Annotated in this window: 18 protein-coding genes and 6 pseudogenes; 5 read left to right on the forward strand and 19 right to left on the reverse strand. The window is 59.6% G+C overall.

Translation table 11 applies throughout. The features are described from left to right. Positions 1–97: 97 nt before the first annotated feature. From QIY50_24460 to QIY50_24490, 7 genes and pseudogenes are all read right to left on the reverse strand, one after another. Positions 98–205 (reverse strand): annotated as a pseudogene (locus QIY50_24460) (hypothetical protein). Continuing rightward, positions 180–668, reverse strand: a complete 489-nt coding sequence (locus QIY50_24465; protein WGV23112.1) for an Ig-like domain-containing protein — start codon at positions 666–668, stop codon at positions 180–182. The pseudogene QIY50_24460 and the gene QIY50_24465 overlap by 26 nt, the downstream one beginning before the upstream one ends. 34 nt (positions 669–702) lie before the next feature. Beyond that, the gene (locus QIY50_24470; protein ID WGV20384.1) at positions 703–3,237 is read right to left on the reverse strand and encodes an Ig-like domain-containing protein; all 2,535 of its coding nucleotides are present in this window, start codon (positions 3,235–3,237) and stop codon (positions 703–705) included. Between the two features lies 1 nt (position 3,238). Continuing rightward, a pseudogene (locus QIY50_24475) lies at positions 3,239–8,174 on the reverse strand (Ig-like domain-containing protein). Between the two features lie 536 nt (positions 8,175–8,710). Beyond that, entirely contained in the window at positions 8,711–9,043 is a 333-nt protein-coding gene (locus QIY50_24480) for a hypothetical protein (GenBank protein ID WGV20385.1), read from the reverse strand. A gap of 490 nt (positions 9,044–9,533) precedes the next feature. Next, the gene (locus QIY50_24485; protein WGV20386.1) at positions 9,534–11,345 is read right to left on the reverse strand and encodes an ATP-binding protein; all 1,812 of its coding nucleotides are present in this window, start codon (positions 11,343–11,345) and stop codon (positions 9,534–9,536) included. Then, a complete protein-coding gene (locus QIY50_24490; protein WGV23113.1) occupies positions 11,342–12,268 on the reverse strand; it encodes a cytochrome c peroxidase in 927 nt (308 codons plus the stop codon). The genes QIY50_24485 and QIY50_24490 overlap by 4 nt, the downstream gene beginning before the upstream one ends. A gap of 172 nt (positions 12,269–12,440) precedes the next feature. Between QIY50_24490 and QIY50_24495 the strand changes: the two are divergent. Next, positions 12,441–13,809, forward strand: a pseudogene (locus QIY50_24495) (response regulator). Positions 13,810–14,225: 416 nt separating this feature from the next. Here QIY50_24495 and QIY50_24500 read toward each other — a convergent pair. The 4 genes from QIY50_24500 to QIY50_24515 all read right to left on the reverse strand — a co-directional run bounded on the left by QIY50_24500 (position 14,226) and on the right by QIY50_24515 (position 17,410). Beyond that, positions 14,226–15,140, reverse strand: coding sequence for an AraC family transcriptional regulator (locus QIY50_24500; GenBank protein ID WGV20387.1), 915 nt, complete (start codon positions 15,138–15,140; stop codon positions 14,226–14,228). Positions 15,141–15,269: 129 nt separating this feature from the next. Then, a complete protein-coding gene (locus QIY50_24505; protein ID WGV20388.1) occupies positions 15,270–15,749 on the reverse strand; it encodes a hypothetical protein in 480 nt (159 codons plus the stop codon). A gap of 247 nt (positions 15,750–15,996) precedes the next feature. Next, a complete protein-coding gene (locus QIY50_24510) occupies positions 15,997–16,920 on the reverse strand; it encodes an NADP-dependent oxidoreductase (protein ID WGV20389.1) in 924 nt (307 codons plus the stop codon). 58 nt (positions 16,921–16,978) lie between these two features. Then, complete coding sequence (locus tag QIY50_24515) at positions 16,979–17,410, reverse strand: DoxX family protein (protein ID WGV20390.1); 432 nt, start codon at positions 17,408–17,410, stop codon at positions 16,979–16,981. Positions 17,411–17,706: 296 nt separating this feature from the next. On the opposite strand from QIY50_24515, the gene QIY50_24520 reads away from it, so the two are divergent. The 3 genes from QIY50_24520 (at position 17,707) to QIY50_24530 (ending at position 19,833) form a co-directional block, all read left to right on the forward strand. Beyond that, a complete protein-coding gene (locus QIY50_24520; GenBank protein WGV20391.1) occupies positions 17,707–18,444 on the forward strand; it encodes an SDR family oxidoreductase in 738 nt (245 codons plus the stop codon). 27 nt (positions 18,445–18,471) lie between these two features. Beyond that, positions 18,472–18,726, forward strand: coding sequence for an Atu4866 domain-containing protein (locus tag QIY50_24525; protein WGV20392.1), 255 nt, complete (start codon positions 18,472–18,474; stop codon positions 18,724–18,726). Positions 18,727–18,933: 207 nt separating this feature from the next. Continuing rightward, positions 18,934–19,833: an AraC family transcriptional regulator gene (locus tag QIY50_24530; protein WGV20393.1), complete on the forward strand. Its 900-nt coding sequence runs from the start codon at positions 18,934–18,936 to the stop codon at positions 19,831–19,833. A gap of 17 nt (positions 19,834–19,850) precedes the next feature. Here the strand turns inward: QIY50_24530 and QIY50_24535 are convergent, their stop codons facing one another. The 8 genes and pseudogenes from QIY50_24535 to QIY50_24570 all read right to left on the reverse strand — a co-directional run bounded on the left by QIY50_24535 (position 19,851) and on the right by QIY50_24570 (position 24,364). Next, a complete protein-coding gene (locus QIY50_24535; GenBank protein ID WGV20394.1) occupies positions 19,851–20,408 on the reverse strand; it encodes a flavin reductase family protein in 558 nt (185 codons plus the stop codon). Between the two features lie 88 nt (positions 20,409–20,496). After that, a complete protein-coding gene (locus QIY50_24540) occupies positions 20,497–21,258 on the reverse strand; it encodes an SDR family oxidoreductase (protein ID WGV20395.1) in 762 nt (253 codons plus the stop codon). A gap of 132 nt (positions 21,259–21,390) precedes the next feature. After that, complete coding sequence (locus QIY50_24545) at positions 21,391–21,807, reverse strand: nuclear transport factor 2 family protein (GenBank protein ID WGV20396.1); 417 nt, start codon at positions 21,805–21,807, stop codon at positions 21,391–21,393. A 147-nt stretch (positions 21,808–21,954) separates the two neighbouring features. Beyond that, positions 21,955–22,860, reverse strand: a complete 906-nt coding sequence (locus QIY50_24550; protein ID WGV23114.1) for a LysR family transcriptional regulator — start codon at positions 22,858–22,860, stop codon at positions 21,955–21,957. A gap of 2 nt (positions 22,861–22,862) precedes the next feature. Continuing rightward, a pseudogene (locus QIY50_24555) lies at positions 22,863–23,006 on the reverse strand (hypothetical protein). Then, positions 22,943–23,192: pseudogene (locus QIY50_24560) on the reverse strand (DUF4113 domain-containing protein). The pseudogenes QIY50_24555 and QIY50_24560 overlap by 64 nt, the downstream one beginning before the upstream one ends. A 193-nt stretch (positions 23,193–23,385) precedes the next feature. Next, on the reverse strand, positions 23,386–23,556 hold the full coding sequence (locus tag QIY50_24565) for a hypothetical protein (protein ID WGV20397.1): 171 nt from the start codon (positions 23,554–23,556) through the stop codon (positions 23,386–23,388). A 508-nt stretch (positions 23,557–24,064) separates the two neighbouring features. Continuing rightward, positions 24,065–24,364 (reverse strand): hypothetical protein, encoded by a 300-nt coding sequence (locus tag QIY50_24570; protein WGV20398.1) that lies wholly within the window; start codon positions 24,362–24,364, stop codon positions 24,065–24,067. A 189-nt stretch (positions 24,365–24,553) separates the two neighbouring features. Here QIY50_24570 and QIY50_24575 point away from each other — a divergent pair. After that, positions 24,554–24,778: pseudogene (locus QIY50_24575) on the forward strand (site-specific integrase). Positions 24,779–25,088: the final 310 nt, after the last annotated feature.

Here is a 25,088-nt window from a genome sequence, read left to right on the forward strand (position 1 = left end):
TGCCTGGATTGATGACCGGCGCGGCAGGTGCACTGGAGTCGACAGTGACCGTCGCTGCCGGGCCGGTGTTGCCCGCCAGGTCGCTTGCCGTGGCGTTGACCACGGTGCCATCGGCCAGCGGCGTGGCTGGAGTGAAGCTCCAGTTGCCACTGCCGTCGGCCGTCGCCTGGCCGATGGGATTACCGCTGCCGTCGGTGAGGGTCACGGTACTGTTCGGCTCGGCGGTACCACGTGAGGCTGCTGCCGTCACTCAGGTTGATGATCGGCGCGGCCGGGGCGATGGCGTCAACGGTGACGCTGGCCGGCCCGCTGGTGTTGCCGGCCGGGTCCTGGGCCACGGCATTGATCACCGTGCCATTGGCCAGCGGGGTCGAAGGCGTGAAGGCCCAGTTACCACTGCCATCGGCAGTGGTCTGGCCGATCGGGTTGCCGCTGCCATCGGTGAGGATGACCCTCGCTCCAGCTTCGGCAGTACCGTTGATTGCCGCGCCGTTGCTCGGTTCGACCACTGGCGCAGCCGGAGCCACCGAGTCCACCGTGGTGCTCGACGGTGCGCTGGTGTTGCCGGTCGGGTCGGTTGCCGTGGCATTAACCACAGTGCCATTGGCCAACGGCGTGCCGGGGGTAAAGCTCCAGTTGCCGCTGCCGTCGGCGGTGATCTGGCCGATCGGGTTGCCGCTGCCATCGGTCAGGGTGACGGTGCTACCCGGTTCTGCGGTGCCACTGATCGTTTATGCCATTGCTGGCGTTGACCACTGGTGCGGCCGGAGCCTGCGAATCCACTGTGGTGCTCGACGGAATGCTGCTGTTACCGGCTGCGTCCTGGGCCACCACATTGATTACTGTGCCATCCGCAATCGGCGTGGCCGGGGTGAAGGTCCAGTTGCCACTTCCATCGGCCGTCACCTGGCCTATCGGATTGCCGCTGCCATCGGTGAGGGTCACCGTGCTGTTCGGCTCGGCGGTACCGCTGAGGCTGCTGCCGTCACTCAGGTTGATGATCGGTGCAGCCGGGGCGATGGCGTCAACGGTGACGCTGGTCGGCCCGCTGGTATTGCCGGCCGGATCGGTCGCCGTGGCGTTGACCACGGTGCCATCGGCCAGGGGGGTCGAAGGTGTAAAGGCCCAGTTGCCGCTGCCATCGGCGGTAGTCTGGCCGATCGGGTTGCCGACGCCGTCGGTGAGGATGACAGTTGCGCCAGCTTCGGCAGTACCGCGGATTTCCACGCCGTTGCTCGGCTCGACCACCGGTGCGGGCGGCGCCACGCCGTCCACGGTAATCACCGCCGGCGCACTTTCGGTTCCACCAGGGTTGCGCGCCACCGCGTTGACCACAGTGCCATCCGGCAGCGGAGTGCCGGGCGTGAACGACCAGTTGCCGCTGCCGTCGGCGGTGACCTGGCCGATCGGGTTGCCGTTGCCATCGGTGAGAATAATGGTGTTGCCCGCATCGGCGGTGCCGGTGATCACCGAGCCGTTGCTCGGCTCGACCTGCGGAATCGATGGCAGCGACGAGTCCACAGTAGTGCTACCGGGGTTGCCGGTATTGCCGGCGGCATCGGTCGCGGTGGCGTTGACCACGGTGCCATTGGGCAGCGGCATGGCTGGAGTGAAGCTCCAGTTGCCACCGCCGTCGGCCGTTGCCTGGCCGATCGTATTACCACTGCTGTCGGTGAGGGTCACCGTGCTGTTCGGCTCTGCGGTGCCGTTGATCACCGCGCCATTGCTCGGGTTGACCACCGGCGCAGCGGGTGCGAGCGCATCCACCGTAGTGCTGCCCTGCGGGCCGGTATTGCCGGCCGGGTCCTGGGCCACAGCGTTGATCACCGTACCGTTGGCCAGCGGCGTACCCGGCGTGAACGACCAGTTGCCACTGCCATCGGCGGTGGTTTGGCCGATCGGGTTGCCACTGCCATCGGTGAGGATGACGGTGCTGCCTGGCTCGGCGGTACCGCTGATTTCGCTGCCGTTGCTCGGTTCGACCACCGGCGCGGCCGGGGCCACCGAGTCCACCGTGGTACTCGACGGTGCGCTGGTGTTGCCGGTCGGGTCGGTTGCCGTGGCGTTGACCACAGTGCCATTGGCCAACGGCGTGCCGGGGGTAAAGCTCCAGTTGCCGCTGCCGTCGGCGGTGATCTGGCCGATCGGGTTGCCGCTGCCATCGGTCAGGGTCACGGTGGCACCCGCTTCAGCTGTTCCGCTGATCACCACCCCGTTGCTCGGATTGATGACGGGTGCAGCCGGCGCATTGGAGTCGACAGTGACCGTCGCTGCCGGGCCGGTGTTGCCCGCCAGGTCGCTCGCCGTGGCATTGACCACTGTGCCATTGGCCAGCGGCGTGGCTGGGGTGAAGCTCCAGTTGCCACTGCCATCGGTGGTGACTTCGCCAATCGGATTACCGCTGCCGTCGGTGAGGGTCACCGTACTGTTCGGCTCGGCGGTACCGCTGAGGCTGCTGCCATCGCTCAGGTTGATGGTGGGCGTGCCTGGCGCCACACCGTCCACCGTGGTGCTGCCCTGCCCGCTGGTGTTGCCAGCCGGGTCCTGGGCCACAGCGTTGACCACCGTACCGTTGGCCAGCGTCGTACCCGGCGTGAACGACCAGTTGCCACTGCCATCGGCGGTGGTTTGGCCGATCGGGTTGCCACTGCCATCGGTCAGGATGACGGTGCTGCCCGGCTCGGCGGTACCGCTGATTTCGCTGCCGTTGCTCGGTTCGACAACCGGCGCGGCCGGGGCCACCGAGTCCACCGTGGTACTCGACGGTGCGCTGGTGTTGCCGGTCGCATCGGTTGCCGTGGCGTTGACCACGGTACCGTTGGCCAACGGCGTGCCGGGGGTAAAGCTCCAGCTGCCGCTGCCGTCGGCGGTGATCTGGCCGATCGGGTTGCCGCTGCCATCGGTCAGGGTCACGGTGGCGCCGGCTTCAGCCGTACCGCTGATGGTCACGCCGTTGCCTGGATTGATAACCGGCGCGGCAGGTGCACTGGAGTCGACAGTGACCGTCGCTGCCGGACCGGTGTTGCCCGCCAAGTCGCTTGCCGTGGCGTTGACTACGGTGCCATTGGCCAGCGGCGTGGCTGGGGTGAAGCTCCAGTTGCCACTGCCATCGGTGGTGACTTCGCCAATCGGATTACCGCTGCCGTCGGTGAGGGTCACCGTACTGTTCGGCTCGGCGGTACCGCTGAGGCTGCTGCCATCGCTCAGGTTGATGGTGGGCGTGCCTGGCGCACACACCGTCCACCGTGGTGCTGCCCTGCCCGCTGGTGTTGCCAGCCGGGTCCTGGGCCACAGCGTTGACCACCGTACCGTTGGCCAGCGTCGTACCCGGCGTGAACGACCAGTTGCCACTGCCATCGGCGGTGGTTTGGCCGATCGGGTTGCCACTGCCATCGGTCAGGATGACGGTGCTGCCCGGCTCGGCGGTACCGCTGATTTCGCTGCCGTTGCTCGGTTCGACAACCGGCGCGCCCGGGGCCACCGAGTCCACCGTGGTACTCGACGGTGCGCTGGTGTTGCCGGTCGCATCGGTTGCCGTGGCGTTGACCACGGTACCGTTGGCCAACGGCGTGCCGGGGGTAAAGCTCCAGCTGCCGCTGCCGTCGGCGGTGATCTGGCCGATCGGGTTGCCGCTGCCATCGGTCAGGGTCACGGTGGCGCCGGCTTCAGCCGTACCGCTGATCGTGGTGCCATTGCTGGCGTTGACCACGGGTGCGGCCGGAGCCTGCGAATCCACTGTGGTGCTCGACGGAATGCTGCTGTTGCCGGCTGCGTCCTGGGCCACCACATTGATTACTGTGCCATCAGCAATCGGCGTGGCCGGGGTGTAGGTCCAGTTGCCGCTACCATCGGCCGTCACCTGGCCAATCGGATTGCCGCTGCCATCGGTGAGGGTTACCGTGCTGTTCGGCTCGGCGGTACCGCTGAGGCTGCTGCCGTCGCTCAGGTTGATGATCGGTGCAGCCGGGGCGATGGCGTCAACGGTGACGCTGGTCGGCCCGCTGGCATTGCCTGCCGGATCCTGGGCCACGGCATTGATCACCGTACCGTTGGCCAGCGGCGTACCGGGCGTGAACGACCAGTTGCCGCTGCCATCGGCGGTAGTCTGGCCGATCGGGTTGCCGCCGCCGTCGGTGAGGATGACAGTTGCGCCAGCTTCGGCGGTACCGCTGATTTCCGTGCCATTACTCGGCTCGACCACTGGCGCCGCCGGCGCCACGCCGTCCACGGTAATCACCGCCGGCGCACTTTCGGTCCCACCAGGATTGCGCGCTACCGCGTTGACCACAGTGCCATCCGGCAGCGGAGTGCCGGGCGTGAGCGACCAGTTGCCGCTGCCGTCGGCGGTGACCTGGCCGATCGGGTTGCCGTTGCCATCGGTGAGAATAATGGAGTTGCCCGCATCGGCGGTGCCGCTGATCACCGAGCCGTTGCTCGGCTCGACCTGCGGAATCGATGGCAGCGACGAGTCCACGGTAGTGCTACCGGGGTTGCCGGTATTGCCGGCGGCATCGGTCGCAGTAGCGTTGACCACGGTGCCATTGGGTAGCGGCGTGGCTGGAGTGAAGCTCCAGTTGCCACTGCCATCGGCCGTTGCCTGGCCGATCGTATTACCACTGCTGTCGGTGAGGGTCACCGTGCTGTTCGGCTCTGCGGTGCCGTTGATCACCGCGCCATTGCTCGGGTTGACCACTGGCGCAGCGGGTGCGAGCGCATCCACCGTAGTGCTGCCCTGCGGGCCGGTATTGCCGGCCAGGTCCTGGGCCACAGCGTTGATCACCGTGCCATTAGCCAGCGGGGTCGAAGGTGTAAAGGCCCAGTTGCCGCTGCCATCGGCGGTAGTCTGGCCGATCGGGTTACCACTGCCATCGGTCAGGATGACGGTGCTGCCTGGCTCGGCGGTACCGCTGATTTCGCTGCCATTGCTCGGTTCGACCACTGGTGCAGCCGGAGCAACCGAGTCCACCGTGGTGCTCGACGGCACGCTGGTGTTGCCGGTCGGGTCGGTTGCCGTGGCGTTGACCACAGTGCCATTGGCCAATGGCGTGCCGGGGGTGAAGCTCCAGTAACCACTGCCGTCGGCGGTCACCTGCCCGATCGGGTTGCCGCTGCCATCGGTCAGGGTGACGGTACTACCTGGTTCTGCGGTGCCACTGACCGTGGTGCCATTGCTGGCGTTGACTACGGGTGCGGCCGGAGCCTGCGAATCCACTGTGGTGCTCGACGGAATGCTGCTGTTGCCGGCTGCGTCATGGGCCGCCACATTGATTACTGTGCCATGACCAATCGGCGTGGCCGGGGTGTAGGTCCAGTTGCCACTGCCATCGGCCGTCACCTGGCCAATCGGATTGCCGCTGCCATCGGTGAGGGTTACCGTGCTGTTCGGCTCTGCTGTACCGCTGAGGCTGCTGCCGTCGCTCAGGTTGATGATCGGCGCGGCCGGGGCGATGGCGTCAACGGTGACGCTGGTCGGCCCGCTGGCATTGCCTGCCGGATCCTGGGCCACGGCATTGATCACCGTACCGTTAGCCAGCGGCGTACCCGGCGTGAACGACCAGTTACCACTGCCATCGGCGGTGGTCTGGCCGATCGGGTTGCCGCTGCCGTCGGTGAGGATGACCGTCGCGCCAGCTTCGGCGGTACCGCTGATTTCCACGCCGTTGCTCGGCTCGACCACCGGCGCGGCCGGGGCCACCGAGTCCACCGTGGTGCTCGACGGCGCGCTGGTGTACTGCCGGTCGGGTCGGTTGCCGTGGCGTTGACCACGGTACCGTTGGCCAGCGGCGTGCCGGGGGTGAAGCTCCAGTTACCGCTGCCGTCTGCGGTGATCTGGCCGATCGGGTTGCCGCTGCCGTCGGTCAGGGTCACGGTGGCGCCGGCTTCAGCCGTACCGCTGATGGTCACACCGTTGCTTGGATTGATGACGGGTGCAGCCGGCGCATTGGAATCGACGGTGACTGTCGCTGCCGGGCCGGTGTTGCCCGCCAAGTCGCTCGCCGTGGCATTGACCACTGTGCCATTGGCCAGCGGCGTGGCTGGAGTGAAGCTCCAGTTGCCACTGCCGTCGGCCGTCGCCTGGCCGATGGGATTACCGCTGCCGTCGGTGAGGGTCACCGTACTGTTCGGCTCGGCGGTACCGCTGAGGCTGCTGCCATCGCTCAGGTTGATGGTGGGCGTGCCTGGCGCCACACCGTCCACCGTGGTGCTGCCCTGCCCGCTGGTGTTGCCAGCCGGGTCGGTCGCCGTGACGTTGACCACGGTGCCATTGGCCAGTGGCGTAGCGGGCGTAAACGACCAGTTGCCACTGCCATCGGCGGTGGTCTGGCCGATCGGGTTGCCGCTGCCATCGGTCAGGGTGACGGTACTGCCTGGCTCGGCGGTGCCGCTGATTTCGCTGCCGTTGCTAGGGTTGACCGCCGGTGCCGCCGGGGCCTGCGAATCCACTGTGGTGCTCGAGGGCGTACTGGTGTTGCCGGCTGCGTCCCGGGCCACCACGTTGACCACCGTACCATCCGCAATCGGCGTGGTCGGGGTGTAGGTCCAGTTGCCACTGCCATCGGCCATCACCTGGCCGATCGGATTGCCGCTGGCATCGGTAAGGATCACGGTGCTGTTCGGCTCGGCGGTGCCGCTGATCACGGCGCCATTGCTCGGGTTGACCGAGGGAGCCGATGGCGCCACGCCATCGATGATGGTGCTGGCGGGCTGGCTGCTGTTGCCGGCGGCATCCTCGACCACCGCGTTGACCACCGTGCCATCAGGCAGTTGGCTATCAGTAGGATACGACCAGTTGCCGTTGCTGTCGGCTGTCGTGTGGCCGACAGGGTTGCCGTTGCCATCGGTGAGGACCACAGTGCTGCCTGGCTCGGCGGTGCCGCTGAGGCTGCTGCCATTGCTCAGGTTGATGGTGGGCGCGCCCGGGGCCACGCCATCCACCGTGGTGCTGCCCTGCCCACTGGTATTGCCGGCCGGGTCGGTCGCAGTGGCGTTGACCACGGTGCCGTCGGGCAGCGGTGTCGCGGGGGTATAACTCCAGTTGCCGTTGCCATCGGCGGTAGTCTGGCCGATCGGATTGCCGCTGCCATCGGTGAGGGTAACGCTGCTGCCCGGCTCGGCGGTACCGCTCAGCTCGGTACCGTTACTCGGGTTGACCACGGGTGCCGACGGCGCCACGCCATCGATGATGGTGCTGGCGGGCGGGCTGCTATTACCGGCGGCGTCCTTGACCACTCGCCTTGACCACCGTGCCGTCGGGCAACTGGGTGTCCGGGGTGTATGACCAGTTACCGTTGCTGTCGGCGGTAGTCTGGCCGATGGGGTTGCCGTTGCCGTCGGTGAGCACCACGGTGCTGCCCGGTTCGGCTGTACCGCTCAGGCTGGAGCCATTGCTCGGGTTGATCTGCGGCGCATCAGGAAAGTCAGGGGCCTGCACGGTCACGGTCGGGCTGCTGTTGCCGGCCGGATCGGTCACCACTACAGAGACCGTTTCGCCGTTGGTCAGTGGCGGGTTCAGCGGAATCTGGAAGTTGCCATCAGGGCCGACCACCACGCTGACGTCCGTTTGCCCGTCGCCGTTGGTGTCAATGCCCACGGTGGCGCCCGGCTCGGCCGTGCCGCTGATGCTGCTGCCATCCGTGGCAATCTGCAGGCCGCTAGCCGGCGCCGGGGCCGTGGTGTCAGGCGGCACGCTGCCACTGCCACCACCACCACCGCCACCACTGTTGCTATTGGTCGATCGCGACGCCGCCACCGATGATCGCTGCACCAGCCAGCAGTGCACCGCCTGGGCTCAGCCCGCCAACGGTGCTGTCGGCGGCAGTGAGCGAGTCGAAACCGGCAAGGCTCTCCTGGGGCACATAACCCGCCACCAGCGGCCCATCGGCAGCAACCGGCGGCAAGTCGACGGCCAGCAGTTTGTCCCGGTCTACCAGGTACAACTGGCTTACAGGCTGCCCTTCGACATAGAAGTTGGCAATGCGCAGGCTTTCGCCGGACTTCAGTTGTACGATCAGATCTGGGCCGCTTTTGCTGTAGCCGGTCACACTTTCAGGAGCAATATCCAGAACAACGTTACTGCTCTGGGTGAGCGTCAGTATTCCGTTGTTGGGGATTTCGATGGGGGCGGCGGAAGTAACATTCTGAGCGAGGGGAGATACCTTGGCCTGAATCGACATACCTGACAGTCCCTTTGTCAACAGCACGACCGAGCAGTCGCACTCGTATATCCAGAAATAGCATGCCCACCCTAAAACGCCAGTCGGTTTTCTATAAAAACTTGGTAATTCTTACAACGCTCGAAACTACGCCAACACGGCGACCCGAGCGCCCTGCTACTCCATTTTAAATAGTCACAAATAGCGGCTTGATCGATAATGAAAGTTAGTATTATTTGGCAGGTCGCGTGTGAAAGTACCTTCTGCCTTGTTGATAGATGCGAACGGATGATACTTCCCAGTCACACCCACTCAAATGGACACAGGTATATAATTGGAAGTTCCTGGCGAAACTTCAGTTTGGCCACTTTGCCTGGTGCCCGGCCACTGAATACATAGAACGCGTCCGGGTAGAAGCGGCCTTCGTAACTGGGTAGCGGTACGCGATCAACAATAGTTCGGGCATGTCGCGTGAGGGGGCGGTTACTGCGACTGGGGTCGGCAAATGCAAAAAGCCCGCTCTCGTGGGCGGGCTTTTTGTACCTGAGTGGAATTGATCATGCTTTTGCACACATCAGCGCGGCGTCCAGCAGCCTGCCGTGGTCGTACCAGGCGTCGCGTTGATAAGCCCTGAAGTGCTGCCGGGATCCCGTGCCCCGCACCTCGATCAAGCCACCCGCCTGGTTGGGGTCGGTGCTGTCGACGAACAGTTTGACCGAGTTGTCACCATCGACCTGGTAGGTTTTCACACGCCCTGGAAGTTCGCTTTTGACGCACCCCAGGTACGCCGGCGTACTTCTTTCTGTGTCGCCGGACGCATAACCATGGCCCTCACGCACATCGGGGTCATGTGCGCAGCCTGCCATGAATAGTGTGGCGAAAGTAGACATCAGTATTGCGCCTGCTACCGATCTTGAGCTCTTCACGCGACACGCTCCTGCTGCCCCATCGAGTAACTTGGGAAAGTGTTGCCAAGCCGCATGCCCTTTTTTTGTTTTGGTTTGCCCATGTTACTGCTCAATGTCAGCCGGGCATTAGGCTTGTTCGCTATATCGGTTTAGGGGCGGGCTTTCCCCGCGAAGCTAACCTGCATTCGCGGGTTACCCGGCAAGTTCCAGACCGAAGGCTTGCCCAACCGGATTGTCACCCTGCCGATGCCCCCGATTTCGGGTGAAACTGGCCCCACAAGCGGGGATCAGGCGATGGCCTTCAGAAACACAAACGTCGCCGCCAGATCCAGGACCAGCACAGCAACCACAACGAACACCATGTAGTAGCGGTCATTCTGAGTCATTTCTGCATACTCCGCATGATCGATGCCTCAGGTTCGCAGCAATTACCGTTCCAGCACTCCACTGCCCGGGTGCTGTCGGGGCAGGCTCAGGCCGAGCGCGCCTGATGGATGGGCAATTCGACCCGGAATGTGGTACCGACTCCTACCTCGCTGTCTACGCGGATCTCGCCCCCATGTCGCTTGATGATTCCGTACGAAAGTGACAACCCCAACCCGGTGCCTTGGCCGACGGGCTTCGTCGTATAGAAAGGATCGAAGATCTTTTGCAGGCTTTCGGCAGGAATACCACAGCCATTGTCTGCGACTTCGATCCACACCCAATTCTCACTGGCGCCGGTTCGCAGGGCGATTTTGCCACGCTCGGCCCCCATCGCCTGGGTGGCATTGACCAGCAGGTTCATGATGACCTGATTTATCTGCGAAGGCAGGCATTCGACCTGCGGCAATGGGCTGTACTCCTTGACAAGGTCTGCCTTGTGCCTGAGTTCGCTGGCCACAATGTTCAATGTCGACTCTATGCCTTGATGCAGGTCCGCCAGTTGCCAGTCATTGCTGCTGTCGACTCGCGAAAAGTCCTTGAGATCCTTCACGATCCGCGCAACGCGGCTGATACCGTCCTTGGATTCGCGGATCAGCGCCGGAATATCCTCCAGCAAGTAGTCCAGCTCGATTTCCGTGCGCAATTTCGCCAGCTCCGCGCTGAGCTTGTTCGGTATCAGGGTATTTTCCGCATCAGCATAAGCCTTGAGCATATCCTGCAAACGGCTGAAATAGTCATCCAGGGCACCGAGGTTGGACGAGACAAAACCAATCGGGTTATTGACCTCATGGGCGACGCCGGCTGCCAGCTGACCGAGCGAGGCGAGCTTTTCCGACTGCACCAACTGGTTCTCGAGCTGCCGGCGCTCATCCACCTCGCGCTGCAATGCAGCGCTGGCTTGGCTCAGCGCCTGTGTGCGCCGTTCAACCCGCTGTTCCAGTTCATCGTTGGCGCTCACCAGGGCGCGGTTTACCCGGTTTATCTCGGCGTAGCTGCGCATCAACCACACCCCCATGTACAGCAACAGCAAAACCAGCAGGGTGGAAAACACCAGCAGGTAGAAATGGTAACGCTGAGCCGTCAGCGCTGCTGCCTGTTCGTCGCGGTCCAGCATCAGGGCGATGGCGTCCAGGCGCTCGGCGATCGGAACCGCCTCGATCGCTTCAAGCAGCTGATCGACCTTGGGTTGTTCACGAAGAATCAACGCTATGTGTTGGCTGATGGTATCGATGGGCACCTGAAAATCGACAGGCAAGCGCTCCTTGTTGACCGAAAGGTTGTTCAGCCCGACCAGGATGTCGGCAGCTTTGTCATCGGTTGTGGTCTGGGCAAACTCAAGGCTGCTCAGCATCAAGTCGTAGGTATCGCTGGTGATTCTGCGCAGGCGCAGTGTATCGGCATCCACCAATTGACGAAGGTGTACCTGTATGACATCGGCTGCGGCCGGGAGAAAAGCCAGGGAATTTCGCAGGATTGCATTGTGCGACTTGAAGCGCGAAACCAGCAGGACCTTGTCGTCAAAGGCTTGCTGGTAATCGCGAAAGGCCGATTGCCAGGCATGCCTGTCTGTTTGTAGGTGACGCCCCTCCAGCGTGTCGAACTCCCGCCAAAGACGCTTCATTTCCAGCAACGGCAACACCAGCGGGTCATAATTGTAGTTGGTTGTGGTGCGCGACTTGAGCACTGCACCTTCCCACTGTGCATCGTACTGCTTGATCTGACGAATCAGATCACGCGCCTGGGCGTAGGTGCCGTTCTCATCGGACTTGGACATCCAGTACAGATAGACCAGCACGGAAGCCAGCGACATGGCACAGGTAGCCAACAGCAGCAGACTGCGCCGCGCGTTCAGTCTCATAGCGGCTTACCCTCCCACTGGCCGGTGAGCGTCTGGAGAAACTTGATGATCAGCGCTTTATCATCGTCGCTCGGCTTACGTCCCAACTGATAATGAAACATGGCATCGACAGCGGCCTCCAGGGTAGGTGCCGAGCCGTCATGAAAGTAAGGCGCCGTGACCGCCACGTTTCGCAGACTGGGAACTTTGAACAGGTAGAGGTCATCCGGGTCACCGGTCACGTTGTAATGCCCCCGATCCGCCTCGGCAATATGGCCACGGTTGGCGAAGTAGTCATCGAACACACCGAACTTCTGCAACATGTTGCCGCCGATATTCACGCCTTGATGGCAGGCTATACAACCGTATTCCTGGAAGCGCTGGTAGCCGTGCTTCTCTTCCAGGCTGAGGCTGCTGGTATCGCCTTTCAGATAGCGATCGAAACGTGAATCAGGTGTCAGCAAGGTACGCTGGTACGTGACCAGGGCATCCTTGGCATCCAGGACGTTTACTGGCTTGCCATAGGCCTGGGCAAACCCTGCCTGATAAGCCGGATCACCGGCAATGCGTTGAACTACGGCAGCCCAGCCAACTCCTTTATCGTCCGCACTACCGGTTGTCAGGTGCACCAGGCCGTCAAACGATTGCGCACGCCCATCCCAGAACTGCAGGAAGTTCAGGCTGGCGTTGAACACGCTGGGGGTATGAACGGGCAAAGGCTTGCCATCTGCACCAGGCGAGCGTGCCTGGCCGTCCGCGCCACCACGGTCCAGGCGATGGCAATTAGCACAGGCCTGGCTGTTATCCGGGGACAGACGCGGGTCATTGAACAATTTGCGCCCCAGTTCCACCCGGGCAGGGTCAAGCTCAGGCACCGCCGGCAATGGCGTCAGCGGCCCGCCGATGCTCTGGGCCAACGCCAACGCTGGCAAGACCACAAGCATCACGGCAACGATGCGAACCTGTAGACAGATCGGCACAGCACTACCCTCCCTGGCAAGATGCCACCTGCCTCCGAGCATAGTGAGACCAACCGGCAAAAGCTAACGGCCGGGGCAAATATCATCTAGGCTGTGGCCAAGGATCAGTCTGGCCGAGACCGGCAAGGAGGGAACCATGGAGCTACCCGTAAGCGATGGCACAGCAGACAAAGCCGTGGTCCTTCTGGTTGATGACGAACCTTCGATTCTCAACAGCCTTCGTCGCCTGCTACGCAACCAACCCTACGAACTCCTCCTCGCCGAAAGCGGCGCCGATGCCCTGCAGTTGCTCCAGCAGCACCCGGTCAACCTGGTAATGAGTGATGCGCGCATGCCAAACATGGACGGGGCAACGCTGTTGGCGCATGTACATGAGCGTTTCCCTGATACGTTGCGCATTCTGCTTACGGGTTACGCTGATACGGACAACCATCGCAAAAGCCATCAATGATGGGCATATCTATCGTTACATCAGCAAACCCTGGAATGATGAAGAGCTGCTGGTCACCTTGCGCCAGGCGTTGGCCCACCAACATTCCGAAAGCGAACGAAAGCGCCTGGAACAGCTCACGCAGGTGCAGATCAGGCAGCTCAAGGCGCTTAACGAAAGCCTTGAACAGCGTGTAGCGGCGCGCACCGCCGAGTTGCAACAAACTGCCGACATGCTTGACCTTGCCTATGAAGAACTCAAGCGCAGTTACGTGACCAGCACCGAGTTCTTTTCGCAATTGGGCAACATGCGCCTGCCCAAGGCCAAGCAGACCAACCGGCAAGTCATAGAATTGATACGGGTGTATTGCGCCAGCCATGGGCTGGACGAAGGTACCTGTCGCAACCTGACCATGGCTGCAGCCCTCTACAACATTGGCAAGATGAGCTGGACCGACAGCATGCTCACCTGCCCTGCCGATCTCATACCTGCCCAAGAGCGCGAACTCTACCGGTCATACCCGAAACAGAGCGAAGCGCTGGTCATGAGCCTGGAGCCGATGAAAGAGGCGGCACCAATCATCCTTCACCACCAGGAACGCTGGGATGGGAGTGGTTTTCCGGGCCACCTGAAGGGCGCGGCCATTCCACTGGGCGCCCGCTGGTTGAAAATGGCCGTGGATTTCATCGAATTGCAGCGCGGACTGGTCCTGGACCGCCAGCTCAACAGCGACGAGGCACTGCTCTACATACGCAAATATGCCGGAAAACTGTATGACCCAGACCTGGTGGAAGACTTCGTCAGCGTCTGTGCCGAGTATATGCGTGACATTACCTTGACCGACCCGGCGATCAAGGTATTGAGCACGCACGAGCTGGCAGAGGGCATGATACTGGCGCGCAACCTCAATGCCGACAACGGCATGCTGCTATTGAACGCCGGCAAGGTACTGAACGGTCTGCTGGTGAAAAAACTGATTGCCTTCGAAGAAATGGAAGGTGGCAAGTACAGCGTGTTCGTCAGGATTCCCGAGGAGGCAGCCAACCTGCAGCCATCGCCCGTAGCGGCAGGCTGACACGGCTGCGGGCAGGCGCTGAATCCGTTTGACCAGCATCGTGGATCTGCACGCTATGCTAAGGGATTGAGTTTACTAGGCAAAACACCCCTCCTGCCCCCTCATTTCCCCCGCCAGTAGTATCAAAATTGGCATCAGTTGGTAGCAGCCGTTGACTGTCCGCTTTCGACCCAGGCTGCGTGAAAACCCCCGCTGCTTTTCGATGATCGCGCTCGTACGTGAAATCTGAAAAGAGATGGCGGCTCAGCAGACCCAGATTTTGCGTAGAGGCGCGGTTTTTAGGATGTTTTTTGAACAGCCACATCGGTCGGGAGGTTTTCACACAGCCTGGCCCCATAGCAGCCGATAAGGTGCCGCAGCACCTTCTGCTCGGCGTCTGCCATCAGGGTTGTTTTAGCCGACCCCTCAGCGGCACCTTACCCGAGAGACCGAAGCTTCGCGATATCTCGGCTCGGTGGGGCCCCAAACATCCGGCTGTATTCACGGCTGAACTGCGAGGGACTCTCATAGCCCACCTTGAATCCGGCTGTAGAAACATCCAGACCCTCTGAGATCATCAACCTGCGTGCATGCTGCAGGCGAAGTTGTTTTTGATACTGCAAAGGACTCATCGCGGTGACAGCCTTGAATCGATGGTGAAGCGTCGAGTTACTAAGATTGACATAACTCGCTAGCTTATCAATGTGCAATGGTTGTGCATAATTATTGTTCAGCCACTCAATGGCCCGAGTGACGCGATGGGTCTGGCTATCGGTTATGGCTATCTCATGTAGACGCTTACCCTGCTGGCCTTTGAGCAGTCGGTAGAAAATTTCCCTCAAAGCGAGCGGCGCCAACGCTGGGATATCCGATGGTACATCCAACAGACGTACCAATCGCAGCATTGCATCAAGCAAGAAGCTGTCGATCTTATCCAGATATAACCCTCGGTGGGGCTGTTGGCTCGGCACGCCGATAGGACTGACGTCTGCGATCAGCTGAGCTATTTCTGCCGGATCAATATCCAGGCGGATGCAGAAATAGGGCTTTTCTGAGGATGCCTCTGTCACTTGACCCGCGAGAGGCAGGGTTACCGAGACGACCAGATAGTTCAAAGGGTCGTAGACATAGCTTTCTTCCCACAGCTGCACCTGTTTACGGCCCTGCACAACGATACATAGCCCCGGCTTATGTACAGTGTGGATCACATCGGTTGGAGCATCACTGCGAATGAAATGCAGCGGAGCAATTCCCGTCTGAAACACGCCATAGGTGGGAGCATAACGATGCATGGTTGATGCTAGCTCGGCCCTCAGACGCGTCAGCTCTTCGTCCCTGTCATCCACTGCCATTACCTCCCGTTAGGCTGGTTCTATTGCAGAGAATAAATTGGTCCGCAGCCTTTTGGGTAGATGCTAATGAACACCCTTCAAATGCAAGAGCCCGGCGGGCCGGGCTCTCGGTAGGATGGGCTATATACGTCAGGCATAGGTTACACAATCCGTATCGAATGTAGCCACTCTACGGGCATTAAGACGTTCCGCACCATCTTCAGCCACACGGCGATCATTCAGGCGATCAGCACCGTCCTCAGCCACACGGCGGTCATTCAGGCGATCAGCACCGTCCTCAGCCACACGGCGGTCATTCAGGCGATCCGAACCATCCTCGGCCACGCGGCGGTCATTGAGACGATCTGCACCACCCTCGGCCACGCGGCGGTCATTGAGACGATCCCCACCACCTTCAGCCACACGGCGGTCATTCAGACGATCAGTACCACCCTCAGCCACACGGCGGTCATTACGGCGATCCGCACCACCCTCCGCCACAAGGGGAGCCATCACTTCTTTGCAGGTCTGATTGGTCCAACTTCCAATCTCTTTGGCTGGCAATGCCATCGAACCTGCGCTGAGAGCAGACAAGGCGATTCCAATCATCATGGTATGTACAGTTTTCATGACAGCGACTCCGTAATTTGCGATGGATTCGTTGCCGGTTTTCAGTGCAAAGCGTGACATGGATTCCTGTTTGTTGCAGGCTCGGTCGCTCTGATGGCCGGCGGCAGAAGCGGGCTCGCTTTCTGCTTGGGCTCAGATTACGGCGGCGATAAGCAGGCCGTTATTTGGTTCCTGCGAGGCTTTTGCATATTCCTGCGTAGGGCCGCCTTCTGGCAGATTCACTCGAGCGCAGGGCCTTCGAGGTTAATCACCGATTCACATCGAACACCAGTTTGCCACGAGTATGTCCTCCCCGGCTTAGCATCAAAGCCTCAGCCGCTTTGGAAAGCGGAACGACCTCAACCTCGGCGTGTAGCTTCTTCTCAGCAAACAATTTCGCTATCTCCGCTAACTGGCGCCCGTCCGACCGGGTTGCGAAGTTTTTTCCGACTACGCCGTACTCAAGAGCTTTCTGCACGTTGGGTGTGCTGACAGGCGAGACTAACGCCCCACCACGCTTGATCACCGCCCAGGACCGATCCTGAGTTTCTCCGCCGATCAGATCAATCACCGTATCGACATTGCTGACGAGGTTCTCGAACTGTTGTGCGGTGTAATCAATGAACTGATGGGCGCCGAGTGATCGGAGGTAGCCTCGGTTTCTGGCCGAGCCCGTTGCCACTACATGAGCGCCGGCCAGCCGTGCTAACTGGACCGCGAAACTACCCACCCCGCCTGCGGCACCGTGAATCAAAACAGTCTGGCCTGGCTTGATTTCGGCGTGTTCGTGCAGCGCCTGCCAAGCAGTAAGCGCTGCGGCAGGAATTCCACCGGCGTGAAGAAGTGATAGCCCATCGGGTTTGTGCGCAAGCCTGTCGGGCGTTGCAAGAGCCTGAGTGGCGTAACCACCGACTATTCCAATGAATCCGAACACCTCATCACCCACAGCGTATTCATGAATATTCTTTCCAACGGCTGCAATGGTGCCAGCAACCTCGACACCCGGCGTGTAGGGGAAGGACATTGGGATGAACTGCTTCATGGCCCCCGAGAGAATTTTCCAGTCGATCGGATTGATTCCGCTCCCGGCAACGTCAATCAGAACCTGGTCATCGTTGGGCACCAGCTCTACAAGCTCTATCAGCTCAAGCCGCTCAACCTGACCGTACTCTGCCACTTGTATAGCTTTCATGAACTTCCCCTCTGTAGGTAATGGTTTATCTAAGTCGATGGATGGCAGCGCGCGTCAGTTAATGGCGACGCGAATCCAAGCTGAAGCGGCCTGCGCCGTAGGCCACGATCTGCAGCAAACCGCCGGCCATCGCGATGTTCTTGAAGAAGTGAATGAATTGATTTTGATCGGCCAGAGCACTGTGGAAGACCACCGCAGTGAGGACACTGAAAAGCGCCAAACCTGCTGCGACAACACGGGTCTTATAGCCGGCGACTAGAGCTACACCGCCGGCTATTTCCACAAGAATGGCAAGCGTCAGCGCTAAGGAAGGAAACGGCAGACCCACTGAACTGATGTAGCCGATCATCATGGCCGGCGCGTTTACCTTGGATATGCCGGAGAGGATGAATATCGCGCTCAGAAAAACGCGACCTACTAGTGCGGCTGCACCAGCTGTTGCAGCCGAAGGATGAGAGGCTGAGCTTGAAACGGTGGTGGCGGGAGGCATGGCATACGTTCCTTGATGTAAGCATTCCGGAATGGAACGCTGGTAGGAGGAAGTTTGGAACAGCCTCACATAGCTGAATAGACGGTTAATTTCTTGCTTTATGTTCGATTAAATAGAAAAGCCTTTTCCCTTTTTCCCACTGATAACGGGATGACCTCCAACCCGACCGCTAACGCAGGATCGTGCATGTTGGCAATAGGAATGGGATAACCCAGCCCAGCTCAGGCTTCTTACTCTTGCTTCACCACCTGCCCGTCGGCGGTGGCACCTCAAGCCAGAAACAGGAGTACGAAAAAATGCACGGCATCGAACAAAAAGTCATCGTGATCACCGGCGCCAGCAGTGGTATCGGCGAAGCAACAGCCCGCCTGCTTGCCAGCAAAGGCGCTCGCGTGGTCCTGGGCGCCCGCCGCACCGATCGCCTGGAAACTCTGGCCAGGGAGATTCGTTCAGCAGGCGGTATCGCTGATGTCCTGGCGCTGGATGTCACCAACCTGGATGACATGCAGTCCTTTATAGACTTCGCTGTCGAACTGCACGGACGCGTCGACGTGCTGATCAACAATGCCGGCGTCATGCCGCTTTCGAAACTCGAAGCGCTCAAGGTAGATGAGTGGAATCGGATGATCGATGTGAACATTCGCGGTGTCCTGCACGGCATTGCCGCAACGCTGCCGCTCATGCAAGAACAGCGCGCCGGTCAGATCATCAATATTGCCTCGATTGGAGCCTACGCGGTGAGCCCGACAGCTGCGGTGTACTGCGCTACCAAATATGCCGTACGAGCCATTTCCGAAGGTTTGCGCCAAGAGGTGGGGGGTGACATCCGGGTCACCGTAATTGCCCCAGGCGTCACCGAGTCCGAACTGGCCGACAGCATTTCCGATGAGGGCGGGCGTGCCGAGATGCGCGAGTTCCGCAAGATCGCGATTCCAGCCTCGGCGATTGCCCGGGCGATCGCCTACGCCGTAGAACAGCCTGCAGATGTCGATGTCAGCGAACTGATCGTGCGTCCAACCGCAAGTCCATTCTGAATATCCGGTAGACAGCGAGGAAATGCCATGGGTGAACCACTTGGAGATCAGGATAAATACGTTGGCATGTGGGTGACGGCTGACGGACGCATTCGCCATGAGCTCCTGCCTGGCGGCCGCTATGACGAAGCCCGCGGAGGGCAACAAAGCGCGTACCAAGGTCGATACTGGCTAGAGGGGGATCACATCGAGTATGTGGATGACAGCGGATTTACTGCCGACGGGGAGTTTCGTAGCAACGTGCTGTATCACGCAGGGATGATTCTGTATCACGAGCGTTGAAGGCCCGGCCGGAATGGAGACATTCCGGCTTTTTTTGGACCTTTACGTTTCAGAACACGCATCCAGAGCGGGTTCTTTACATCCCCAAACGGGTCCGCGATCGGCCTTCACCGTTGAAAGCCTAGGCTTGAACTTCAAGTCCCCCCTGTGAGACCAACGCCCGAGATGGCTCGTTTGAGCAGGCGTACTGACTGAGGTGGCGATTCCATGGATGTCATAGAGCGGACTTCAGCCCATGGTCTGGAGGCTTACATTCGGGGTGAGCGGCTTGCCGCCTCGGACGTCCTGGCCGATAGGGATATGTTGGTGCAGATCTATAACCGGGAGCGTAAGGAAGAGAGCTTTATCGTGCCCGCCGTAGCTGAGCCCTTGCTCGTGTGGATCATCTCCGGGAATGCTGCCGTTCAGGAGCGTGAGCTTGACGGCGACTGGCAATGTAGCCAGGTGTCCAAAGGTGATTTCTTCTTGACTACTTCGGCACAGCCTTACGAGATGCGCTGGAACGTAGACGGTGTAGAACCATTTGAAGTCATGCATATCTACCTCGGCATCCCGCTTTTGGAAAAAGCCATCCATGAGGTCTTGGGCGGGTCTGTGGAAGCGGTTCGACTACGTGAAGTCTCAGGCGGGCGTGACGATGGGTTGTCCGTTCTACTGGAGCAAGTTCGCCTGGAGCTGACGGTGCACAGGGCTAGTCCTCTTTATCTGCAGGGTCTGGCCCAATGCATCGCCATCCACCTTGCCCGCAGCTACCTAGACAGCTCAGCGGACGATATCGTGCGCCGCAACGCATTGCCTGCTTACAAGCTGCGCCGCGTGCTGTCGGCGATGGAGGCGAATTTGGCTGAGGAATTCAATCTTGGACACTTGGCCGAAATAGCTGGGATGAGCGAGTACCACTTCAGCCGGCTGTTCAAAAAAGCCGCTGGTTATTCCCCGTCGCAGTTCTTTATCAGACTGAGGATGGCAAGAGCCCGGCAGCTCCTGGTCGAAACGGATCGGAGCGTGATCGATATAGGCTTGGAGATCGGATACAGCAGCCCAAGCCATTTTTCGCAGGTGTTCAAACGTGAGGTTGGCGTCACGCCTACTCAATACCGTAAATAGTGAGTGGGCCACGCCAGTCAGAGGTTCTGGGGACGAAATTGCTGGCGAAAATCCAAAGTTTTCCCAGCCACCATGAATTGACCGCCTCCCCTGTAGTGCAGCGTTCTGGGCTGATTCACGGAGCGATCTACGTGCGCTTTGACGACTTCCCAGATGAACAAGCCGTAATCACCAATCAGCTTCGAGTCGTACAGCTGGCATTCGAAGCTGGCATAACATTCGGCTATCAGCGGCGCTGCAACCCGCGTCGCCGCTGTCGCGGTAAGTCCGAATTCACCAAACTTGTCTACGTCACTGCCCGTACTGTTGCCCACCGCGACTACCTGGTCCGCCAGCTCCAGGGTGGGTACGTTGATCACACATTCCTGGCTGTTGCGGATCAGTTCGTAGCTGTGGTTCCCCGCCCAGATATAGCAGCCAAAAAGGGCTGGATCGAACTGCATCATCATGTGCCAGCCCATGGTCATGATGTTGTTTTCGCCGTTCCAGGCTGAGGTCACGAGGACGATGGGCCCGGTTTCCAGATGCTGGCGAACGTCGATGAGGGGAAAGTCGGATTTTCGAGGTGCGGTCATGATGCCTCCGCTGAAAAGGTCTGCTAGCAAGGAAACGCGTTGTGCTGCCAATGCAGCACAACGCGGACAACGCGGACAACGCGGAGGATTAACCTACCGGGACGCTCATGCCGCCATCGGCCATGACCACCGAACCGACAATGAAGCTGGCGCGCTCGGAAGCCAGGAAAGAGACAATCTCGGCGATCTCTTCCGGTGCTGCAGCTCGACCGATCGGCGCGGACTTGCCATGCTCCTGCAGGAACCCACGACCGTCTTCCATGAAGTGGTTCAACAGGTTGGTAACCACATCTCCCACGCCAATGGCGTTGACCCGAATGCCATGCTCAATCGCTTCCAGCGCCTGGGTACGAGTCAACTGTGCTAATGCGCCTTTGGACGCGGTATAGGCCGCGATACCGGGAAATGCGAAGTAGGACGCGTACGAGGCGATGTTCACGATCGCGCCGCTCTTGTTCTTCATCATCTCCTTCATCGCCTCTCGGGAATGAAGAAAGGCCCCCGTCACGTTGGTTTGCATCTGCCATTCCCAATCTTCACGGGTCATTTCGACGAGGGGCTTGTACAGGATGCGACCGGCGTTATTGACCAGGACGTCCAGCTTGCCAAACTTCTCTACCGCCAACGCCACCGCTTGCTCGGCAGAACCGTCAACCGTGATATCGGCGACGAAAGGAACCAGGCCGGGCCGCTCAAGGGCGTTGACTTTCGGGTCGATATCCTCGGCAATGACTTTCGCTCCACGGCTGTGAAGGAGCTCGGCGATGGCCTTCCCGATGCCGCTAGCCGCGCCGGTTACCAGCACCACTTTGCCTGCCACTTCATTTGGGGTTGGGATGAAGTCAGTCATTTTGATGTCTCCAAGTCAGGAATTGTTTGTCGCTTTCGACGGTGCCAATTTCTCTCTTTTTGACATTCGACTCCTTGGCGACCTTGCTTTGCCTGTCGGAGTTTTGCTTCTTTCGTGTACTAGGCAGCGGCGCTAGCCCGGCATCACCACGGGGGAGTCCAAGGCATAAGACGCCTGGACAGGATCGAAGTACTCACGAATATGCGTCAGCTTTCCCTCAGAAACGCTAACGAAAAGGACATATTCTTGTGAGTAGGTTTTACCCGTCTCAGTGATGATCCCCTGCGCCTTGACTTGCGCGACGGCGGACAGTGAATCAGCGAATTGCTGAATACGTATATCGTGGAATCGAAACGATTCAACCGCTCCGACAAACCAGGCGACGTGATTGAGCACTTGCTCGCGGCCGACTAGCTTTTCCGGGTGACCGAGACTCGGGGCGAAGGGTAGCTCCCAGAGGATGTCTGGGGCGATTAGGGATTTCCATTTTTCATGGTCATCAACAAACGTTTCGAAATGGTGTTTGAGAAGCTCGGCTGCCGAATACATAGGTTCACCTCGTGGTACCGGAATTTTGTGACCATTGAGGCCAGGCACCGGAGCGCGGGTCTGGTCTATGAGCAACAGCCTAACAGGGGCCTAGCTGGCTAAAAACCAGAAGAATATCGAAGGTTTTATTCGAATTATTCGACAAGTCTAGAGAGCTTCGGCTTGCTGGCCGAAGCGTTTGATGAGCCATAGACCAGCCGGCCCAGGCGGCGAATCGGTAAGGTAGATAGCGTCAAACGCGTAAGAGCCGCCTTTGCAATCGGGCAGATCGAGATGGATAAGATGTCCCGAATTGAGGTCCGCTTGGACCATAGGTAAGGGCATGTTGCCCCAGCCAATGCCTTCCTTGAGTAGCATGTGTTTTGCGCCTAAGTCCGCGAGCCGCCAGGTGCGGGGGCTCACTACGGCAAAATCTCTGTCCCCAGTGAGCATTGAGCGGTCTGACAACACCAATTGGACGTGATTTCTTGCCGCTCCAGGCTCGTTGCGGCCGGCGAGGGCGAGTGGGTGGGCTGGTGCTGCAACGGGTACTAACTCTACACTGCCTACGCCGACACGCTCAAGGCCATCCCTTCCCGTCTCCAGAGGCCCACTGATTCCAATGCCGGCTTTTTTCTCAAATACTAGTTGCGTGACCGCCCCGAGCGCTTCCATGTGTAGATGCAAAGCCACGGTTGGGAACAGCTGTCTGAAAGTCCTAAGCGCATCGACCACCCGCTCCGCTGGCAGCATTACATCCAGAACAAGATGCACCTCTGCTTCGAGACCATTCAGCAGTCCAGACACCTTCGAACGCAGTCCGTTGACTCCGTTGATGATGGTTCGTGCTTCGGCCAACACTGTACGGCCAGCCTCTGTCAGCTGTGGTTTACGTGTCGTCTTGCGGTCAAAAAGTGATACGCCGAGCTGTATCTCGAGGTTGGAAATGGAATAGCTCACCACGGACGTTGCACGGTGCAGTTTCCTTGCAGCACCGGCAAAGCTTCCCACCTCTACGACCGTCAGGAGAACTTTCAGCTGGTCGAGAGTTGGTGTGCCAGGATCTGAGATCATTTTTACCAGCTCGTGCATATTGGATTAAGGCATGCTATTTGGGGCGCATCAGTATGTCGACAGGTGAATCGATCCGCGTTGTTTAGGATTGGCTCATCATCTCCCTTCTCATGTTCCAGCCCGGTGTCACCGGCACGCTGGAGGCTCGCATTGTCCCCCTCCCCCAGCGCTCATTGATGTCATCCATCACCCGCATCAGCCGGTCACATCAGCAGCGTGTCACAGTTTGGGTATGGAAGCTCTACCAACGCACCCTGGCCGTGATGCGCTTCGTCCGGGTTGAACATCCCAGTACGGATGCTGATTCGCATACGTTTGCAAACTGACCCTTGAGGAGAACGATGGGCCGCCTGGATCACTTCGATTTCACTGGCTGGCCTTGGCGACAGGGCCAGACGGGAAATCAATGCAGGTCGTGCGAATTGGCCCAGCAAGTAGATGCTGGGCCAGAAGGACGCTGCCCGACAGCGCCAAAGGGCATATGAAAACGCCGCCGTTGTCGGCGGCGTTAGGAACTGCAGTGAATCAGGGCTTAAACCCTTGGTCCTTGCTCCGGTCTGGCGGCGTGATTTTCCAAAATTTCTCGCTGGCTTCTTGCTGCTCCTTCGCCTTCTTTTCGGCCTCGGATTCGAAGCAGCCGCTCAGCGACAGCGCAGTAACGGCAACGAGCATGGCGCCAATTATGGTGCGTTTCATAAGGATCCTTCCTGTGAAATGGTCGGGCGTTATAGCAAAGATCGAATCCTTCAGCAAAGCTTGCATCACGCGCTGCCCGCCACCGCCTCAACACTTCCCGCCGAGGACGGGTGGCAAGGCTGTGAAGAACCAGTAGATCCCGGTTCCTAACACCAAGGTCCACCGGCTTTCAGGGTTGAGAAACATCCCGACCACGCCAAGTGCAATCAGCGCAACGCCAGCCCACCGTCTGCGCTTCGGGTTAAACCACAGCTGGAACGCTCGAAGCCTTTCGCGCAAATGCATCACCAATTTCCTTGGCTGGTAAGCGGCGAAGGATACCACCCCCTCAAACGATGAACGCCTCCCCGGCGAGGGCGACGCATGCATGGAGAAAGTAATGCGAACCACGCAAAGACCACGAAATCCGCCGCCATGTGCTCGTTATGCGGTGATGCTTAACCCAGGGGTGATCGAAATACTGAATGGAGTACACTTGTACTCCAGTTGGCACTAGCCTCTCCATGCTCTAGTTCGAGCAGGCGACCTGGTCGAATTTCGGCTGTGTATCAGTGGCGATCCGGCGAGCCCTACCCACCCCCCAGGCCAAAGCCCTGGTCATGGATTCACCTGGGCGCGAATCGAATGCTTCCTCATGAAGGGCCATGCCGCCTGCGGCATACACCCCAATGAACATCTGCGTGTTACCTGCCCGCGACAGTCGCACCTGGACATCTATGTGCGTTCCATCACTAAGGGTCTCGTCATGAGTACGATGGTGAAGCGAAGGGTCAGCCCATTTCCAGAAAACCTCACCACGAATCCTCATGTCGACCTCCTACGACTTTAGTTGTATGCCACTGGTGAATTCTCACCATAGTCAAAGCGGGGCGAGACGCAATCTCGCTGTTGCAGCTTGAGAACTGAATCGGACCACCGGCCGATTTTCTTGTACTGAACCAAACCCCTTGTAGGCCTTGGCGGTGCGGTGGAACAGTGTATGCCGGCGCTGAATGAGCTGGGCATTCGGCGTCGGCCCCATACAACTGCCGTCACACCTATGCGACGATATCCTCAATGTCCGGCCTCAACCCCGCATTTTATCGCCCAACAGCTGGGTCACAGCGTTCAGATGCTGCTGTCGACGTAGGCCCGTTGGCTCAACTCAAGCTCCGACTGGAGCGAGCTGGAAAAACTCAAGATTGGTATCAAATCGGTATCAGCTGAAAGCCCAGCGTCGTAAGTTACTGATAGGTAAGCCCTTTGATCTCCACCGCTAACATCACCATGCGATTATTTTCGCGGTTTTGAGCGGTGTACAGTGCCTGTTTTCGCGGGCTTCAGCCTCTCCACACCGCACCTAACGCTACAATGGCCCAAGAATTGACCCAAGACTTCAGGTGATAATCCAGGCGTACACCAAGTGCGGGTCAGCGGCTTTCAAGACCGTGGCACAAGCGCCCTATCCATGCCGCCCGCAAGGCAAAATCGATTCCAAAACAACGATGAAACGGCACGATACAGGCCACATACTGCAAGGGTCACCATTTCAG

The organism is Pseudomonas putida (assembly GCA_029953615.1).
In the GTDB taxonomy this organism is placed as follows: domain Bacteria; phylum Pseudomonadota; class Gammaproteobacteria; order Pseudomonadales; family Pseudomonadaceae; genus Aquipseudomonas.

Bases quoted from the DNA above. Each gene is read 5' to 3' on its own strand.
- QIY50_24480 (WGV20385.1), bottom strand. From the start codon at position 9,043: ATGTCTACTTTCGCCACACTATTCATGGCAGGCTGCGCACATGACCCC.
- QIY50_24485 (WGV20386.1), bottom strand. From the start codon at position 11,345: ATGAGACTGAACGCGCGGCGCAGTCTGCTGCTGTTGGCTACCTGTGCC.
- QIY50_24490 (WGV23113.1), bottom strand. From the start codon at position 12,268: ATGCTTGTGGTCTTGCCAGCGTTGGCGTTGGCCCAGAGCATCGGCGGG.
- QIY50_24500 (WGV20387.1), bottom strand. From the start codon at position 15,140: ATGGCAGTGGATGACAGGGACGAAGAGCTGACGCGTCTGAGGGCCGAG.
- QIY50_24505 (WGV20388.1), bottom strand. From the start codon at position 15,749: ATGAAAACTGTACATACCATGATGATTGGAATCGCCTTGTCTGCTCTC.
- QIY50_24510 (WGV20389.1), bottom strand. From the start codon at position 16,920: ATGAAAGCTATACAAGTGGCAGAGTACGGTCAGGTTGAGCGGCTTGAG.
- QIY50_24515 (WGV20390.1), bottom strand. From the start codon at position 17,410: ATGCCTCCCGCCACCACCGTTTCAAGCTCAGCCTCTCATCCTTCGGCT.
- QIY50_24520 (WGV20391.1), top strand. From the start codon at position 17,707: ATGCACGGCATCGAACAAAAAGTCATCGTGATCACCGGCGCCAGCAGT.
- QIY50_24525 (WGV20392.1), top strand. From the start codon at position 18,472: ATGGGTGAACCACTTGGAGATCAGGATAAATACGTTGGCATGTGGGTG.
- QIY50_24530 (WGV20393.1), top strand. From the start codon at position 18,934: ATGGATGTCATAGAGCGGACTTCAGCCCATGGTCTGGAGGCTTACATT.
- QIY50_24535 (WGV20394.1), bottom strand. From the start codon at position 20,408: ATGACCGCACCTCGAAAATCCGACTTTCCCCTCATCGACGTTCGCCAG.
- QIY50_24540 (WGV20395.1), bottom strand. From the start codon at position 21,258: ATGACTGACTTCATCCCAACCCCAAATGAAGTGGCAGGCAAAGTGGTG.
- QIY50_24545 (WGV20396.1), bottom strand. From the start codon at position 21,807: ATGTATTCGGCAGCCGAGCTTCTCAAACACCATTTCGAAACGTTTGTT.
- QIY50_24550 (WGV23114.1), bottom strand. From the start codon at position 22,860: ATGATCTCAGATCCTGGCACACCAACTCTCGACCAGCTGAAAGTTCTC.
- QIY50_24565 (WGV20397.1), bottom strand. From the start codon at position 23,556: ATGAAACGCACCATAATTGGCGCCATGCTCGTTGCCGTTACTGCGCTG.
- QIY50_24570 (WGV20398.1), bottom strand. From the start codon at position 24,364: ATGAGGATTCGTGGTGAGGTTTTCTGGAAATGGGCTGACCCTTCGCTT.